The organism is Pseudomonas sp. TWRC1-2 (assembly GCF_049896685.1).
Lineage (GTDB): Bacteria > Pseudomonadota > Gammaproteobacteria > Pseudomonadales > Pseudomonadaceae > Aquipseudomonas.
In genome coordinates this window covers 50,770-65,950 of sequence record NZ_JAFCUU010000015.1, presented here as the reverse complement: position 1 = coordinate 65,950, position 15,181 = coordinate 50,770, and the positions used below count along the sequence as shown (strand labels likewise).

Here is a 15,181-nt window from a genome sequence, read left to right as displayed (position 1 = left end):
TTTAGGCAAGGAGTTAATTGTCGTGGCTAAAGAAAAATTTGATCGTTCCCTACCGCACGTCAACGTTGGCACCATCGGTCACGTTGACCACGGTAAAACCACTCTGACTGCTGCTCTGACTCGCGTTTGCTCCGAAGTATTCGGTTCCGCAATCGTTGATTTCGATAAAATCGACAGCGCGCCAGAAGAGAAAGCTCGTGGTATCACCATCAACACCGCGCACGTTGAATACAACTCGCTGATCCGTCACTACGCTCACGTTGACTGCCCAGGTCACGCTGACTATGTGAAGAACATGATCACCGGTGCTGCTCAGATGGACGGCGCTATTCTGGTTTGCTCGGCCGCTGATGGTCCGATGCCACAAACCCGTGAGCACATCCTGCTGTCCCGTCAGGTAGGCGTTCCGTACATCGTGGTTTACCTGAACAAGGCTGACCTGGTAGACGACGCTGAGCTGCTGGAACTGGTTGAGATGGAAGTGCGCGATCTGCTGAGCACTTACGACTTCCCAGGCGACGACACTCCGATCATCATCGGTTCTGCTCGTATGGCTCTGGAAGGCAAAGACGATAACGAAATGGGCACCACGTCCGTTCGTAAACTGGTTGAAACTCTGGACAGCTACATCCCAGATCCAGTTCGTGTTATCGACAAGCCGTTCCTGATGCCAATCGAAGACGTATTCTCGATCTCCGGTCGCGGTACTGTTGTAACTGGTCGTATCGAGCGCGGTATCGTTAAGGTTCAAGATCCACTGGAAATCGTTGGTCTGCGTGACACTACCGTCACCACCTGCACCGGTGTTGAAATGTTCCGTAAGCTGCTCGACGAAGGTCGTGCTGGCGAGAACTGCGGCGTTCTGCTGCGTGGTACCAAGCGTGACGACGTTGAGCGTGGCCAGGTTCTGGTTAAGCCAGGTTCGGTTAAGCCGCACACCAAGTTCGAAGCTGAAGTGTACGTGCTGAGCAAAGAAGAAGGCGGTCGTCACACTCCGTTCTTCAAAGGCTACCGTCCACAGTTCTACTTCCGTACTACTGACGTGACTGGTAACTGCGAACTGCCGGAAGGCGTTGAAATGGTTATGCCAGGCGACAACATCAAAATGGTTGTTACCCTGATCAAAACCATCGCAATGGAAGACGGTCTGCGCTTCGCTATCCGTGAAGGCGGCCGTACCGTTGGTGCTGGCGTTGTAGCTAAAATCATCGAGTAATTATCTCTTCTGAGATAGCCTTGATGTTTTGAAGAGGCCCCCGCTCAGCGGGGGCCTTTTTTATTGGGTTGACACCTATCTGGGCCGTCTATAGAATTGCGCCTCCTTTTAACGGGCGTATTGCGCTCGCTGGGAATAGCAGCCGGAGTCTGAAATCCAATGCAAAATCAGCAAATCCGTATCAGGTTGAAGGCTTTTGACCATCGCCTGATCGACCAATCCACCCAGGAAATCGTGGAAACCGCGAAACGTACTGGTGCTCAAGTGCGTGGTCCAATTCCACTGCCTACCCGTAAAGAGCGGTTCACCGTTCTGGTCTCCCCGCACGTCAACAAAGACGCGCGTGACCAGTACGAGATCCGTACTCATAAGCGCGTACTGGACATCGTCCAGCCAACGGATAAAACCGTTGATGCACTTATGAAGCTCGATCTGGCGGCCGGTGTGGAAGTACAGATCAGCCTCGGCTAAGACTTGGGTCTTAGTCGTGTAACGCTCTGAAATGGGCGGCCATAGCGGGTGAAAGCCCCGTACACTCATGAGGTTTACAACATGACTATTGGTGTAGTCGGTCGTAAATGCGGTATGACCCGTATTTTCACCGAAGAAGGTGTCTCCATTCCGGTCACGGTCATTGAGATCGAACCGAATCGCGTCACCCAGTTCAAAACTGAAGAAACCGATGGCTATCGTGCAGTGCAAGTCACTGTCGGCGAGCGTCGTGCTTCGCGCGTGACTGCTGCTCAAGCAGGTCACTTCGCTAAAGCAAACGTTGCAGCTGGTCGCACTGTTATGGAGTTCCGTCTCGAAGACGGCGACTACCAGGCTGGCGATCTGATCAACGCTGAAATCTTCGCCGCTGGTCAACTGGTTGATGTAACCGGTCAGTCCAAAGGTAAAGGCTTCCAGGGTACGATCAAGCGTTGGAATTTCCGTGGTCAAGACAACACTCACGGTAACTCCGTTTCCCACCGCGTCCCGGGCTCTATTGGCCAGTGCCAGACTCCTGGTCGTGTATTCAAGGGCAAAAAAATGTCCGGTCATATGGGCGCTGAGCGCGTGACCGTGCAGTCCCTCGAAGTAGTGCGCGTCGACGCTGAACGCAATCTGTTGTTGGTCAAGGGTGCTGTTCCTGGCGCTACTGGCGGCAACCTGGTTGTACGTCCAGCGGCCAAGGCTCGCGGTTAAGGGGAAGCTGACATGCAATTAAATGTAAATGACGCTCAAGCGATCGAAGTTTCCGAACTGACATTTGGCGGCGAATTCAACGAGACGCTGGTTCACCAAGCAGTCGTGGCCTACATGGCCGGCGGCCGTCAGGGTAGCAAGCAGCAAAAGACCCGTTCCGACGTACGTGGTGGCGGTAAGCGCCCTTGGCGTCAGAAAGGTACTGGCCGTGCTCGTGCCGGTACTATCCGTAGCCCAATCTGGCGTGGCGGCGGTACCACTTTCGCAGCTCGTCCTCAGGATCACACTCAGAAGCTCAACAAGAAGATGTACCGCGCAGCACTGCGCTCCATCCTTGCTGAACTCGTGCGTACTGATCGTCTGGTCGTGGTTCAGGACTTCGCTGTTGAAAGTCCAAAAACCAAAGATCTGCTGGGCAAACTGAACAACATGAGCCTGACCGACGTTTTGATCGTGTCTGAAGCTGTTGATCAGAACCTGTACCTGGCTGCTCGTAACCTGCCACACGTTGATGTACGTGACGTGCAAGGTTCCGATCCAGTTAGTCTGATCGCATACGACAAGGTGTTGATCACCGTGTCGGCCGTGAAGAAATTCGAGGAGCTGCTGGGATGAACCAGGAACGCGTATTTAAAGTTCTGCTTGGCCCGCACGTTTCCGAAAAGGCTACGGTTCTGGCTGACAAGAAAGGCCAGTTCGTTTTCAAGGTTGCAACTGACGCAACCAAGCTGGAAATCAAGAAGGCCGTCGAAAGCCTGTTCAGCGTGAAAGTTGAGCGTGTTACTACCCTGAATGTTCTGGGTAAGAGCAAGCGCACTGCTCGCGGTCTGGGCAAGCGTAATGACTGGAAGAAGGCAGTTATCTCCCTTCAACCAGGCCAAGATCTCGATTTCAGCAGCAGTGCTGAGTAAGGAAGGGGTGCATCATGGCAATCGTTAAATGCAAACCGACTTCCCCTGGCCGCCGTTTTGTGGTCAAGGTGGTCAACCAGGAGCTGCATAAAGGCGCTCCTCACGCACCGCTGCTCGAGAAGAAATCGAAGACTGGTGGTCGTAACAACAATGGTCGTATTACCACTCGTCACATCGGTGGTGGCCATAAGCAGCATTATCGTCTGGTCGACTTCCGTCGCAACGACAAAGATGGCATCGCTGCCACTGTCGAGCGTATCGAATACGATCCAAACCGTACTGCTCACATCGCTCTGCTGCTGTACGCAGATGGCGAGCGTCGCTACATCATCGCCCCTAAAGGCGTGAGCGCTGGCGACCAGCTGATCGCGGGTGCTTTGGCACCGATCAAGCCGGGCAACGCTCTGCAACTGCGCAACATTCCAGTTGGTAGCACCGTACACGGCATCGAATTGAAGCCAGGTAAAGGCGCGCAAATCGCTCGTTCCGCTGGTGCTTCGGCTCAGCTGATCGCTCGTGAAGGTGTCTACGTGACCCTGCGTCTGCGTTCTGGTGAGATGCGTAAAGTGCTGGCTGAATGCCGCGCGACCCTGGGTGAAGTCTCGAACTCCGAGCACAGCCTGCGTTCGCTGGGTAAAGCTGGTGCCAAACGCTGGCGTGGCGTTCGCCCAACCGTTCGTGGTGTTGCCATGAACCCGGTTGACCACCCACACGGTGGTGGTGAAGGTCGTACCTCTGGTGGTCGTCATCCGGTATCGCCATGGGGCTTCCCGACTAAGGGCGCGAAGACTCGTGGTAATAAGCGTACCGACAAAATGATCGTCCGTCGTCGCAAGTAAATAGAGGGATACGACAGTGCCACGTTCTCTGAAAAAAGGTCCTTTTATTGATCTTCACCTACTGAAGAAGATCGAAGTGGCGGCGGAAAAGAACGATCGCAAACCAGTTAAGACCTGGTCGCGTCGTTCGATGATCCTGCCACAAATGGTCGGTTTGACCATCGCAGTACACAACGGTCGTCAACACGTCCCAGTTCTCGTTAACGAAGACATGGTCGGCCACAAACTAGGCGAGTTTGCCGGTACCCGCACTTATCGTGGGCACGTGGCAGACAAGAAAGCCAAGCGTTAAGGGGTAAGGAAATGGAAGTAGCCGCTAAGTTGTCGGGCGCTCGAATCTCCGCCCAGAAAGCCCGCTTGGTCGCCGACCAGATCCGCGGGAAGAAGGTGGGCGAAGCGCTCAACCTGTTGGCTTTCAGCAGTAAGAAAGCCGCCGAGATCATGAAGAAAGTGCTGGAGTCGGCCGTAGCCAACGCCGAGCATAACGAAGGCGCAGACGTTGATGACCTGAAGGTCAGCACCGTTTTCGTCAACGAAGGGCGTTCGCTGAAGCGCATCATGCCACGTGCCAAAGGCCGTGCTGATCGCATCGTCAAGCGGTCTTGCCATATCACTGTCAAGGTTGCTGACAAGTAACGGAGTCGAAGAGATGGGTCAGAAAGTACATCCCATTGGCATTCGCCTGGGAATCGTCAAGGAGCACACCTCCGTCTGGTACGCAGACGGTCGGACTTATGCGGACTATTTGTTCGCTGATCTGAAGGTGCGTGAGTATCTCCAAGACAAACTAAAAAGCGCGTCCGTAAGCCGTATCGATATCCATCGTCCGGCACAAACTGCACGTATCACCATCCACACCGCTCGTCCAGGTATCGTTATCGGGAAGAAAGGTGAAGATGTTGAGAAACTGCGTCAGGACCTGACCAAGCAAATGGGTGTGCCTGTGCACATCAATATCGAAGAGATCCGCAAGCCGGAGCTCGACGGTATGCTGGTTGCGCAGAGCGTAGCTCAGCAGCTGGAGCGTCGCGTAATGTTCCGTCGCGCTATGAAGCGCGCCGTGCAGAACGCCATGCGCATTGGTGCCAAAGGCATCAAAATCCAAGTGAGCGGTCGTCTCGGCGGTGCTGAAATCGCACGTACTGAATGGTATCGCGAAGGTCGTGTGCCACTGCACACCCTGCGTGCCGACATCGACTATGCCAACTACGAAGCTCACACCACTTACGGTGTGATCGGTGTAAAGGTTTGGATCTTCAAAGGCGAAGTAATTGGTGGTCGCCAAGAAGAACTGAAACCACAAGCACCAGCGCCTCGTAAAAAAGCTGCTAAGTAAGGGGTACGCCAAATGTTGCAACCTAAGCGTACGAAGTTCCGCAAGCAGATGACAGGCCACAACCGTGGTCTGGCACAGCGCGGTAGCAAAGTCAGCTTCGGCGAGTTCGCGCTGAAGTCTGTAGCTCGTGGTCGTCTCACCGCTCGTCAGATCGAGTCAGCGCGTCGTGCTCTGACCCGTCACGTAAAACGTGGCGGCAAGATCTGGATCCGTGTATTCCCGGACAAGCCGATCTCCAAAAAGCCTCTCGAGGTTCGGATGGGTAAAGGTAAGGGTAACGTGGAATACTGGGTAGCCCAGATTCAGCCAGGCAAAGTCCTGTATGAAATCGAGGGTGTAACTGAAGAGCTGGCGCGTGAGGCTTTTGCCCTGGCTGCTGCAAAGCTGCCGCTCGCCACCGCCTTTGTTAAACGGACGGTGATGTGATGAAAGCGAATGAACTTCGTGAAAAATCCGCACAGCAGCTGAACGAGCAACTGCTCGGCTTGCTGCGCGACCAGTTCAATCTGCGTATGCAGAAAGCAACTGGCCAGTTGGGGCAGTCTCATCTGCTCTCGCAAGTTAAGCGTGACATCGCTCGCGTGAAGACTGTGCTCAACCAGCAGGCAGGTAAGTGATCATGGCTGAAGCCGAAAAGACTGTCCGTACGCTGACTGGCCGTGTTGTCAGCGACAAGATGGACAAAACCATCACCGTTTTGATCGAGCGTCGCGTTAAGCACCCGATCTACGGTAAATATGTTAAGCGTTCGACTAAGCTGCACGCGCACGACGAAACCAATCAGTGCCACATCGGCGACAAAGTCACTATTCGTGAAACTCGTCCGCTGGCCAAGACCAAGTCTTGGGCACTGGTTGATGTTCTCGAACGCGCTGTGGAAGTCTAAGGACTAGGGGTCGGAGAAATTATATGATTCAGACTCAATCCATGCTCGATGTGGCCGATAACAGCGGCGCTCGCCGTGTTATGTGCATCAAGGTGCTGGGTGGCTCCCATCGTCGTTACGCTGGTATCGGTGACATCATCAAAGTTACCGTCAAGGAAGCAATTCCTCGCGGTAAAGTGAAAAAAGGCCAAGTGATGACTGCTGTTGTAGTCCGCACTCGTCACGGCGTACGCCGTGCAGATGGCTCCATTATCCGCTTTGATGGCAACGCTGCTGTTCTTCTGAACAACAAGCAAGAGCCGATCGGCACCCGTATCTTTGGGCCAGTGACCCGTGAACTTCGTACTGAGAAGTTCATGAAGATCGTCTCGCTCGCCCCAGAAGTGCTGTAAGGAGATCCGACATGCAAAAGATTCGTCGTGACGACGAGATCATCGTGATCGCCGGCAAAGACAAAGGTAAGCGCGGTAAGGTGCTGAAGGTTCTTGCTGATGACCGTCTGGTCGTTGGTGGTCTGAACCTGGTCAAGCGTCATACCAAGCCTAACCCGATGTCGGGCGTACAAGGCGGTATCGTCGAGAAAGAAGCGCCACTGCACGCTTCTAACGTCGCCATCTTCAATGGCGAAACCAACAAGGCTGATCGTGTTGGTTTCAAAGTAGAAGACGGTAAGAAAATTCGTGTCTTCAAGTCGACCCAAAAAGCGGTTGATGCTTGAACACTGCTAGGTAGATAAGACCATGGCACGACTACAAGAGATTTACCGGAAGGAAATCGCCCCCAAGCTTAAGGAAGAACTTAAGCTCGGGAACGTGATGGAAGTTCCGCGCGTTACCAAAATCACCCTGAACATGGGTCTGGGCGAAGCGATCGGCGACAAAAAAGTCATCGAGCACGCTGTTGCTGACCTGGAAAAGATCACCGGTCAAAAAGTCGTTGTGACTTACGCTCGGAAATCCATCGCTGGCTTTAAAGTCCGTGAAGGTTGGCCGATCGGCGTCAAAGTGACTCTGCGCCGTGAGCGTATGTACGAATTCCTGGATCGTCTGCTGTCGATCTCCCTGCCTCGGGTTCGCGACTTCCGCGGCCTGAATGCCAAGTCCTTCGATGGTCGTGGTAACTACAGCATGGGCGTGAAAGAGCAGATCATCTTCCCGGAAATCGACTACGACAAGATCGATGCTCTCCGCGGTCTGGACATCACCCTGACCACCACTGCCAAGAACGATGATGAAGGTCGCGCCCTGTTGCGTGCTTTCAAATTCCCGTTCCGCAACTGATTGGAGTAGGACCATGGCCAAGATGAGCATGAAAAACCGCGAGCTGAAGCGTCAGCTCACGGTTGCCAAGTACGCCAAGAAGCGTGCAGCACTGAAAGCAATCATCGTTGATCTGAACGCAAGTCCAGAAGCGCGTTGGGAAGCTACAGTTGCTCTGCAGAAGCAGCCACGTGACGCAAGCGCTTCGCGCATGCGTAACCGCTGCCGCCTGACCGGTCGTCCACACGGCGTTTACCGCAAGTTCGGCCTCGGCCGTAACAAACTGCGTGAAGCGGCAATGCGTGGTGACGTACCAGGTCTGGTTAAAGCCAGCTGGTAAGTACTTTCGAAGTCCGGGTGGTCTGCGTCGCAAGATACTGACCACCGGTGACCTTGAATCTGGAACAAGCCCCTTTTGGGGCTTGTTTCATTTCCGGAGTGTGTCTAGAATACCCGGCTCGCCTGAGCCCGTGTTTTCTATGCTCGGAGATTCTCGGCGACATATGTAGCCGCAAGGCTAATTTTTTTGTATTAGGAGCGTCTAGCCCATGAGTATGCAGGACCCGTTAGCGGACATGCTAACTCGTATCCGTAATGCCCAGATGGCTGAAAAGTCCGTCGTAAGCATGCCATCTTCCAAGTTGAAGGTAGCTGTTGCCAAAGTCCTGAAAGACGAAGGCTACATTGCGGGTTATCAGATCAGCAGCGAAACAAAGCCACTGCTGTCCATCGAGCTGAAGTACTTCGAAGGCCGTTCGGTCATCGAGGAAGTGAGGCGCGTTAGCCGTCCAGGCCTGCGTCAGTACAAGTCCGCTGAAGATCTGCCGAAAGTTCGTGGCGGTCTGGGCGTGTCTATCGTCTCCACCAACAAAGGTGTGATGACGGATCGTGCTGCGCGCGCTGCCGGTGTCGGCGGCGAAGTTCTTTGCACTGTGTTCTAAGGGGGGATAAGCATGTCTCGCGTCGCTAAGAACCCCGTTAAGCTGCCAGCCGGTGTCGAAGTAAAATTCGCAGGCCAACAGCTTTCGGTGAAGGGTGCCAAGGGCACTCTTGAACTGAACATCCATTCGTCCGTTGAGATCGTTGAAGAAGCTGGTGAGCTGCGTTTCGCTGCTCGCAATGGCGATCAACAAACTCGCGCAATGGCCGGTACCACGCGTGCGTTGGTAAACAACATGGTCCAAGGCGTAAGCCAAGGCTTCGAGCGTAAGCTCCAGCTGGTCGGTGTTGGTTACAAAGCGCAAGCAAAAGGCACGGTTTTGAACCTGGCCCTTGGCTTCTCGCACCCAGTGGATTACGAACTGCCGGAAGGCATCACCGCTGAGACCCCTAGCCAGACCGATATCCTGATCAAGGGTATTGATAAGCAGCTGGTAGGTCAGGTGGCCGCTGAGATCCGCGACTTCCGTCCACCAGAGCCGTACAAAGGCAAAGGTGTGCGCTACGCGGACGAAGTCGTCCGTCGTAAAGAAGCCAAGAAGAAGTAGGGCATAGCAAATGACCGACAAAAAAGTTACTCGACTGCGTCGCGCTCGCAAAGCACGCCTGAAAATGCACGAACTCGAAGTCGTGCGTCTCTGCGTGTTCCGCTCGTCGCAGCACATCTACGCCCAGGTCATCTCGGCCGACGGCAACAAAGTCCTGGCAAGCGCCTCGACTTTGGATAAAGAACTGCGTGATGGTGCCACTGGCAACATCGACGCGGCCACAAAGGTTGGCCAGCTGGTCGCTACGCGTGCTAAGGCCGCTGGCGTCTCGCAAGTGGCTTTCGACCGCTCTGGCTTCAAGTACCACGGTCGCGTGAAAGCGCTGGCTGATGCTGCTCGTGAAGCTGGGCTGGAGTTCTAAGTTATGTCAAATAACGACCAAAAGCGCGACGAAGGCTACATTGAGAAGCTGGTTCAAGTTAACCGCGTAGCCAAAACCGTTAAAGGCGGCCGTATCTTCACTTTCACCGCGTTGACCGTGGTTGGTGATGGTAAAGGGCGCGTTGGCTTCGGCCGTGGCAAGTCACGTGAAGTGCCTGCCGCGATCCAGAAGGCAATGGAAGCTGCTCGTCGCAACATGATCCAAGTTGATCTGAACGGCACCACTCTGCAGTACGCAATGAAGTCCGCTCATGGCGCTTCGAAGGTGTACATGCAGCCTGCTTCTGAAGGTACCGGTATCATCGCTGGCGGCGCTATGCGTGCTGTCCTCGAAGTTGCTGGCGTTCAGAACGTTCTGGCCAAGTGCTACGGCTCGACTAACCCGGTAAACGTGGTTCACGCCACTTTCAAAGGTTTGAAAGCTATGCAATCTCCTGAGTCCATCGCTGCCAAGCGTGGTTTGACTGTCAAGGAGATCTTCTGATCATGGCTACCGTTAAAGTAACGCTGATCAAAAGCATGACCGGCCGCATTCCTAACCACAAACTGTGCGTTAAGGGTTTGGGTCTGCGTCGCATCGGTCACACTGTAGAAGTCCAGGATACTCCCGAGAATCGCGGGATGATCAACAAGGCTTACTACATGCTGCGTGTAGAGGGTTAATCGATGAAACTCAATGATCTGAGTCCAGCGCCGGGTTCCCGTCGCGAAAAGCATCGTCCGGGCCGTGGTATCGGTAGCGGTTTGGGTAAGACTGGTGGCCGTGGCCACAAAGGTCAAACCTCCCGCTCCGGTGGCACCATCGCTCCAGGCTTTGAAGGCGGCCAACAGCCGCTGCATCGTCGCCTGCCTAAGTTCGGTTTCGTTTCCCTGAAGGCTATGGACCGCGCAGAAGTGCGTCTGTCCGAGCTGGCTAAAGTGGAAGGCGACATCGTTACTGTGCAGACCCTGAAAGATGCCAACGTGATCAACGTCAACGTACAGCGTGTGAAAATCATGCTGTCCGGTGAAGTGACTCGCGCTGTCACTATCGGCAAGGGAATCGGCGCCACCAAAGGTGCGCGTTCGGCTATCGAAGCAGCTGGCGGCAAGTTCGAGGAATAAATGGCTAAGCAAGGTGCTCTCTCAGCGCTCGGCAAAGGCGGTATGTCTGAACTTTGGGCTCGTCTGCGTTTTCTGTTCCTGGCGATTATCGTCTACCGAATAGGCGCACACATCCCGGTTCCAGGTATCAACCCGGACCGACTCGCAGACCTGTTTCGACAGAATGAGGGGACCATTCTTAGCTTGTTCAACATGTTTTCCGGCGGCGCGCTGGAACGGATGAGCATCTTTGCACTGGGGATCATGCCGTACATTTCGGCATCGATCATCATGCAACTGATGACCGCCGTCAGCCCGCAGTTGGAGCAGTTGAAGAAGGAAGGTGAAGCTGGCCGTCGCAAGATTAGCCAGTACACCCGCTACGGCACTGTCGTCCTCGCCCTGGTTCAAGCTATCGGCATGTCCGTTGGCCTGGCAGGGCAGGGCGTTGCGTTCACTGGTGACTTTGGCTTCTATTTCGTCGCGGTATCCACTTTTGTGGCTGGTGCGATGTTCATGATGTGGCTGGGTGAGCAGATTACTGAGCGTGGTGTTGGTAACGGTATCTCGATGTTGATTTTCGCAGGTATCGTCGCCGGTCTTCCGAGAGCAATTGGGCAGTCTTTCGAGTCTGCACGTCAGGGTGATATCAATATCTTCGCCCTGGTTGCTATCGGTTTGCTGGCAGTAGCGATTATCGGTTTTGTGGTGTTCATTGAGCGTGGCCAGCGTCGTATTGCTGTTCACTACGCCAAGCGTCAGCAGGGCCGTAAGGTCTTCGCTGCGCAGACCAGCCACTTGCCGCTGAAAGTGAATATGGCCGGTGTTATTCCGGCAATTTTCGCGAGCAGCATTTTGCTGTTTCCGGCTTCGTTGGGTACCTGGTTTGGTCAGTCTGAAAACATGGGCTGGCTGCAGGACCTCTCTCAGTCGATCGCTCCTGGTCAGCCGTTGAATATTCTGCTGTTTAGTGCAGGGATTATTTTCTTCTGCTTCTTCTATACGGCGTTGATGTTCAATCCGAAAGACGTAGCGGAAAACCTGAAGAAGTCCGGTGCCTTTATTCCGGGTATTCGTCCGGGTGAGCAGTCTGCGCGCTACATTGATGGCGTTCTGACTCGTTTGACCCTGTTCGGTGCTCTATATATGACGGCCGTGTGCTTGTTGCCCCAGTTCCTGGTGGTTGCAGCAAACGTTCCGTTCTACCTTGGCGGGACCTCGTTGCTGATCGTGGTCGTGGTTGTGATGGACTTCATGTCCCAAGTACAATCGCACCTCGTTTCGCACCAGTACGAATCCCTGATGAAGAAAGCCAACCTGAAGGGTTACGGCAGCGGCATGTTGCGCTGAGTACCCATAAGGTTCGAGGAGTTGGTGATGAAAGTTCGTGCATCGGTGAAAAAGCTGTGCCGTAACTGCAAGATTATTCGCCGCGAAGGTGTTGTTCGAGTAATTTGCAGCGCGGAACCGCGTCACAAACAGCGCCAAGGCTGAGTGTGATCCGCTTGAAGCCCGGCAGCTAGTGCGCTGCCGGGTTGATTATTTGTTATTACAGCGATATTATCTCGCGCCCTATTTCTTGGCTTCCGGGGCGTAGGTAGCTGTCAATTGGAGTCCCACTGAATGGCCCGTATTGCAGGCGTTAACATTCCAGATAACAAGCACACTGTTATCTCGCTGACCTACATCTATGGTGTTGGTCGCACTACTGCGCAGAAAATTTGCGCAGTTGCTGGGGTAAACCCAGCCGCTAAGATCAAGGATCTGAGCGACGAGCAGATTGAATTGCTGCGTGGCGAAGTGGCGAAGTTCACCACTGAAGGTGACCTGCGTCGCGAAATCAACATGAAAATCAAGCGTTTGATGGACCTCGGTTGCTATCGCGGTCTGCGTCATCGTCGTGGTCTTCCAGTACGCGGTCAGCGTACCAAGACTAACGCGCGTACCCGTAAAGGTCCGCGTAAGCCGATCCGCAAGTAATCGCCCCAGCGAATCGACAGGAAAATTATCATGGCAAAACCTGCTGCTCGTCCTCGTAAAAAAGTTAAAAAGACAGTGGTTGATGGCATCGCCCACATCCATGCATCTTTTAACAACACCATCGTGACCATCACCGACCGTCAAGGTAACGCGCTGTCTTGGGCTACCTCTGGTGGTTCGGGTTTCCGCGGTTCCCGCAAGTCCACCCCGTTTGCTGCTCAAGTAGCTGCTGAACGTGCTGGTCAAGCTGCGCTGGAATACGGCCTGAAAAACCTCGACGTCAACGTCAAAGGTCCAGGTCCAGGTCGTGAGTCTGCTGTCCGTGCTTTGAACGGCTGTGGCTATAAGATCGCCAGCATCACCGACGTGACGCCAATCCCGCACAACGGGTGCCGTCCGCCGAAGAAGCGCCGCGTGTAATCCAGGAGATTGTAAAGAATGGCTCGTTACATTGGTCCAAAATGCAAACTCGCTCGTCGCGAAGGCACCGATCTCTTCCTGAAGAGCGGCGTGCGCGCGATCGAATCGAAGTGCAACATTGAAGCAGCACCTGGTATCCACGGCCAACGCCGCGGTCGCCAGTCCGATTACGGCACCCAACTGCGTGAAAAGCAGAAGGTCCGTCGTATTTATGGCGTTCTCGAGCGTCAGTTCAGCGGCTACTACAAAGAAGCTGCTGGCAAGAAAGGTGCAACTGGTGAAAACCTGCTGCAACTGCTCGAATGCCGTCTGGACAACGTTGTATACCGTATGGGCTTTGGTTCGACTCGTGCCGAATCCCGTCAGCTGGTATCGCACAAATCCGTCAGCGTAAACGGCCAAACCGTTAACGTCCCGTCTTACCAGGTTCGTGCTGGTGACGTGGTCGCGATTCGCGAGAAAGCAAAAAACCAACTTCGCATTGTCCAAGCTCTCGATCTGTGTGCCCAACGTGGCCGCGTAGAATGGGTAGAAGTAGACACTGAGAAGAAGTCGGGCGTTTTCAAGAACGTTCCTGCTCGCAGTGATCTGTCCGCCGACATCAACGAAAGCCTGATTGTCGAGCTCTACTCCAAGTAAGGGCTAGAAAATAGGTGCATCCATGCAGATTTCGGTAAATGAGTTCCTGACACCCCGCCACATTGATGTGCAGGTTGTCAGTCCAACCCGCGCCAAGATCACTCTCGAGCCTCTCGAGCGTGGTTTTGGCCACACCCTGGGCAACGCGCTGCGCCGCATCCTGTTGTCCTCAATGCCCGGCTGTGCAGTAGTCGAGGCCGAGATTGACGGTGTGCTCCACGAGTACAGCGCCATCGAAGGTGTACAGGAAGACGTAATTGAAATCCTGTTGAACCTTAAAGGTCTGGCTATCAAGCTGCACGGCCGTGACGAAGTTACGCTGACCTTGTCGAAGAAGGGTTCGGGGGTGGTTACCGCTGCCGATATTCAGCTGGATCATGATGTCGAGATCGTTAACCCCGATCACGTAATCGCTAACCTGGCGTCTAACGGCGCCCTGAACATGAAGCTCACTGTAGCTCGTGGTCGTGGTTATGAACCGGCCGACTCGCGTCAGAGCGATGAAGACGAAAGCCGCAGCATTGGTCGCTTGCAGCTTGACTCTTCGTTCAGCCCGGTTCGCCGTATCGCATACGTGGTGGAAAACGCCCGTGTCGAACAGCGTACTAACCTGGACAAGCTGGTTATTGATCTGGAAACCAACGGTACTCTGGATCCTGAAGAGGCTATCCGCCGCGCTGCAACCATTCTGCAACAGCAGTTGGCTGCGTTCGTCGACCTCAAAGGTGACAGCGAACCAGTGGTAATCGAGCAGGAAGACGAGATCGATCCGATCCTGCTTCGCCCGGTTGACGATCTGGAACTGACTGTACGTTCGGCTAACTGCCTTAAGGCGGAAAACATTTACTACATCGGTGACCTGATTCAGCGTACCGAAGTAGAACTGTTGAAGACTCCGAACCTGGGCAAGAAATCCTTGACTGAAATCAAGGACGTTCTGGCCTCCCGCGGTCTGTCCCTCGGCATGCGCCTCGACAACTGGCCGCCTGCAAGTCTTAAGAAGGACGACAAGGCGACTGCCTGATCGTCGTAATCACCGAACGTGAGTTTGGTAAGGAATGAACCATGCGTCATCGTAAAAGTGGTCGTCACCTGAGCCGTACCAGCTCGCACCGCAAGGCCATGTTCCAAAACATGGCGGTGTCGCTGTTCGAGCACGAGCTGATCAAAACTACACTGCCGAAAGCTAAAGAACTGCGTCGCGTTGCTGAGCCGCTGATCACTTTGGCCAAGACAGACAGCCTGGCTAACCGCCGTCTGGCTTTCGACCGTACTCGTTCGAAAGCTATCGTTGGTAAGCTCTTCAACGACCTGGGCAAGCGTTACGCTACCCGTGAGGGTGGCTACCTGCGCATTCTCAAGTGCGGTTTCCGCGCTGGCGACAACGCGCCTATGGCGTACGTCGAGTTGGTTGATCGTGCTACTGCCGGCGAAGCTGTATCCGCCGAGTAAGACGACAGTCTGCAACGAAGAACCGGGCCTAGTGCCCGGTTTTTTGTGCGCGTCTAAAAAACTACCTGCATTTCCTGCGTCGCTGCCCGCGCTTCTATCAATCC

Annotated in this window: 29 protein-coding genes; all 29 read left to right on the top strand. The window is 54.3% G+C overall.

The genetic code is table 11. The annotated features are described in order from the left end of the window. Nucleotides 1-22: 22 nt before the first annotated feature. The 29 genes from tuf to rplQ all read left to right on the top strand — a co-directional run bounded on the left by tuf (nucleotide 23) and on the right by rplQ (nucleotide 15,077). On the top strand, nucleotides 23-1,216 hold the full coding sequence (gene tuf / locus ACP7B3_RS28690) for an elongation factor Tu (RefSeq protein ID WP_003176426.1): 1,194 nt from the start codon (nucleotides 23-25) through the stop codon (nucleotides 1,214-1,216). Nucleotides 1,217-1,375: 159 nt separating this feature from the next. Next, nucleotides 1,376-1,687 carry a 30S ribosomal protein S10 gene (gene rpsJ / locus ACP7B3_RS28685; protein WP_003186070.1) on the top strand — a complete coding sequence of 104 codons (312 nt, stop codon included), beginning with the start codon at nucleotides 1,376-1,378 and terminating at the stop codon, nucleotides 1,685-1,687. A gap of 81 nt (nucleotides 1,688-1,768) precedes the next feature. Beyond that, complete coding sequence (gene rplC, locus ACP7B3_RS28680; RefSeq protein ID WP_003194649.1) at nucleotides 1,769-2,404, top strand: 50S ribosomal protein L3; 636 nt, start codon at nucleotides 1,769-1,771, stop codon at nucleotides 2,402-2,404. Nucleotides 2,405-2,416: 12 nt separating this feature from the next. Then, complete coding sequence (gene rplD / locus ACP7B3_RS28675; RefSeq protein WP_017135963.1) at nucleotides 2,417-3,019, top strand: 50S ribosomal protein L4; 603 nt, start codon at nucleotides 2,417-2,419, stop codon at nucleotides 3,017-3,019. Further along, nucleotides 3,016-3,315: a 50S ribosomal protein L23 gene (gene rplW / locus ACP7B3_RS28670; RefSeq protein WP_002555488.1), complete on the top strand. Its 300-nt coding sequence runs from the start codon at nucleotides 3,016-3,018 to the stop codon at nucleotides 3,313-3,315. The genes rplD and rplW overlap by 4 nt, the downstream gene beginning before the upstream one ends. A 14-nt stretch (nucleotides 3,316-3,329) precedes the next feature. After that, entirely contained in the window at nucleotides 3,330-4,154 is an 825-nt protein-coding gene (gene rplB, locus ACP7B3_RS28665) for a 50S ribosomal protein L2 (RefSeq protein ID WP_003210080.1), read from the top strand. A 16-nt stretch (nucleotides 4,155-4,170) separates the two neighbouring features. Continuing rightward, nucleotides 4,171-4,446 (top strand): 30S ribosomal protein S19, encoded by a 276-nt coding sequence (gene rpsS, locus ACP7B3_RS28660; protein WP_002555486.1) that lies wholly within the window; start codon nucleotides 4,171-4,173, stop codon nucleotides 4,444-4,446. An 11-nt stretch (nucleotides 4,447-4,457) separates the two neighbouring features. After that, on the top strand, nucleotides 4,458-4,790 hold the full coding sequence (rplV, locus tag ACP7B3_RS28655) for a 50S ribosomal protein L22 (protein WP_003103908.1): 333 nt from the start codon (nucleotides 4,458-4,460) through the stop codon (nucleotides 4,788-4,790). Between the two features lie 13 nt (nucleotides 4,791-4,803). Continuing rightward, nucleotides 4,804-5,490, top strand: coding sequence for a 30S ribosomal protein S3 (rpsC, locus tag ACP7B3_RS28650; RefSeq protein WP_003176422.1), 687 nt, complete (start codon nucleotides 4,804-4,806; stop codon nucleotides 5,488-5,490). Between the two features lie 12 nt (nucleotides 5,491-5,502). Continuing rightward, nucleotides 5,503-5,916: a 50S ribosomal protein L16 gene (gene rplP / locus ACP7B3_RS28645; protein ID WP_003232424.1), complete on the top strand. Its 414-nt coding sequence runs from the start codon at nucleotides 5,503-5,505 to the stop codon at nucleotides 5,914-5,916. Continuing rightward, complete coding sequence (gene rpmC, locus ACP7B3_RS28640) at nucleotides 5,916-6,107, top strand: 50S ribosomal protein L29 (RefSeq protein ID WP_002555481.1); 192 nt, start codon at nucleotides 5,916-5,918, stop codon at nucleotides 6,105-6,107. The genes rplP and rpmC overlap by 1 nt, the downstream gene beginning before the upstream one ends. Before the next feature lie 2 nt (nucleotides 6,108-6,109). Next, complete coding sequence (gene rpsQ / locus ACP7B3_RS28635) at nucleotides 6,110-6,376, top strand: 30S ribosomal protein S17 (RefSeq protein ID WP_003176419.1); 267 nt, start codon at nucleotides 6,110-6,112, stop codon at nucleotides 6,374-6,376. Between the two features lie 23 nt (nucleotides 6,377-6,399). Next, nucleotides 6,400-6,768 (top strand): 50S ribosomal protein L14, encoded by a 369-nt coding sequence (gene rplN, locus ACP7B3_RS28630; protein ID WP_002555479.1) that lies wholly within the window; start codon nucleotides 6,400-6,402, stop codon nucleotides 6,766-6,768. Between the two features lie 11 nt (nucleotides 6,769-6,779). Beyond that, complete coding sequence (rplX, locus tag ACP7B3_RS28625) at nucleotides 6,780-7,094, top strand: 50S ribosomal protein L24 (protein WP_007896770.1); 315 nt, start codon at nucleotides 6,780-6,782, stop codon at nucleotides 7,092-7,094. Between the two features lie 22 nt (nucleotides 7,095-7,116). Beyond that, nucleotides 7,117-7,656: a 50S ribosomal protein L5 gene (gene rplE / locus ACP7B3_RS28620; protein WP_003194642.1), complete on the top strand. Its 540-nt coding sequence runs from the start codon at nucleotides 7,117-7,119 to the stop codon at nucleotides 7,654-7,656. Nucleotides 7,657-7,669: 13 nt separating this feature from the next. After that, nucleotides 7,670-7,975, top strand: coding sequence for a 30S ribosomal protein S14 (rpsN, locus tag ACP7B3_RS28615; RefSeq protein ID WP_003176414.1), 306 nt, complete (start codon nucleotides 7,670-7,672; stop codon nucleotides 7,973-7,975). A gap of 208 nt (nucleotides 7,976-8,183) precedes the next feature. Further along, nucleotides 8,184-8,576, top strand: coding sequence for a 30S ribosomal protein S8 (gene rpsH / locus ACP7B3_RS28610; protein WP_426182690.1), 393 nt, complete (start codon nucleotides 8,184-8,186; stop codon nucleotides 8,574-8,576). 12 nt (nucleotides 8,577-8,588) lie between these two features. Next, nucleotides 8,589-9,122 carry a 50S ribosomal protein L6 gene (rplF, locus tag ACP7B3_RS28605; RefSeq protein ID WP_003176412.1) on the top strand — a complete coding sequence of 178 codons (534 nt, stop codon included), beginning with the start codon at nucleotides 8,589-8,591 and terminating at the stop codon, nucleotides 9,120-9,122. Between the two features lie 10 nt (nucleotides 9,123-9,132). Further along, nucleotides 9,133-9,483, top strand: a complete 351-nt coding sequence (rplR, locus tag ACP7B3_RS28600) for a 50S ribosomal protein L18 (RefSeq protein WP_003186037.1) — start codon at nucleotides 9,133-9,135, stop codon at nucleotides 9,481-9,483. Nucleotides 9,484-9,486: 3 nt separating this feature from the next. Then, a complete protein-coding gene (rpsE, locus tag ACP7B3_RS28595; protein ID WP_003176409.1) occupies nucleotides 9,487-9,987 on the top strand; it encodes a 30S ribosomal protein S5 in 501 nt (166 codons plus the stop codon). A 2-nt stretch (nucleotides 9,988-9,989) separates the two neighbouring features. After that, nucleotides 9,990-10,166 (top strand): 50S ribosomal protein L30, encoded by a 177-nt coding sequence (gene rpmD, locus ACP7B3_RS28590; protein WP_003176408.1) that lies wholly within the window; start codon nucleotides 9,990-9,992, stop codon nucleotides 10,164-10,166. A 3-nt stretch (nucleotides 10,167-10,169) separates the two neighbouring features. Then, nucleotides 10,170-10,607, top strand: coding sequence for a 50S ribosomal protein L15 (gene rplO, locus ACP7B3_RS28585; protein WP_003176407.1), 438 nt, complete (start codon nucleotides 10,170-10,172; stop codon nucleotides 10,605-10,607). Then, entirely contained in the window at nucleotides 10,608-11,936 is a 1,329-nt protein-coding gene (secY, locus tag ACP7B3_RS28580; RefSeq protein ID WP_016969470.1) for a preprotein translocase subunit SecY, read from the top strand. Between the two features lie 27 nt (nucleotides 11,937-11,963). Beyond that, nucleotides 11,964-12,080, top strand: a complete 117-nt coding sequence (rpmJ, locus tag ACP7B3_RS28575; protein WP_002555468.1) for a 50S ribosomal protein L36 — start codon at nucleotides 11,964-11,966, stop codon at nucleotides 12,078-12,080. Nucleotides 12,081-12,209: 129 nt separating this feature from the next. Then, complete coding sequence (rpsM, locus tag ACP7B3_RS28570; protein WP_024077676.1) at nucleotides 12,210-12,566, top strand: 30S ribosomal protein S13; 357 nt, start codon at nucleotides 12,210-12,212, stop codon at nucleotides 12,564-12,566. 30 nt (nucleotides 12,567-12,596) lie between these two features. Beyond that, nucleotides 12,597-12,986 (top strand): 30S ribosomal protein S11, encoded by a 390-nt coding sequence (rpsK, locus tag ACP7B3_RS28565; protein ID WP_002555466.1) that lies wholly within the window; start codon nucleotides 12,597-12,599, stop codon nucleotides 12,984-12,986. An 18-nt stretch (nucleotides 12,987-13,004) separates the two neighbouring features. Continuing rightward, nucleotides 13,005-13,625: a 30S ribosomal protein S4 gene (gene rpsD / locus ACP7B3_RS28560; protein WP_003210056.1), complete on the top strand. Its 621-nt coding sequence runs from the start codon at nucleotides 13,005-13,007 to the stop codon at nucleotides 13,623-13,625. Between the two features lie 22 nt (nucleotides 13,626-13,647). Beyond that, nucleotides 13,648-14,649: a DNA-directed RNA polymerase subunit alpha gene (locus ACP7B3_RS28555; protein ID WP_003176403.1), complete on the top strand. Its 1,002-nt coding sequence runs from the start codon at nucleotides 13,648-13,650 to the stop codon at nucleotides 14,647-14,649. Nucleotides 14,650-14,690: 41 nt separating this feature from the next. Then, complete coding sequence (gene rplQ / locus ACP7B3_RS28550) at nucleotides 14,691-15,077, top strand: 50S ribosomal protein L17 (protein WP_003176402.1); 387 nt, start codon at nucleotides 14,691-14,693, stop codon at nucleotides 15,075-15,077. Nucleotides 15,078-15,181: the final 104 nt, after the last annotated feature.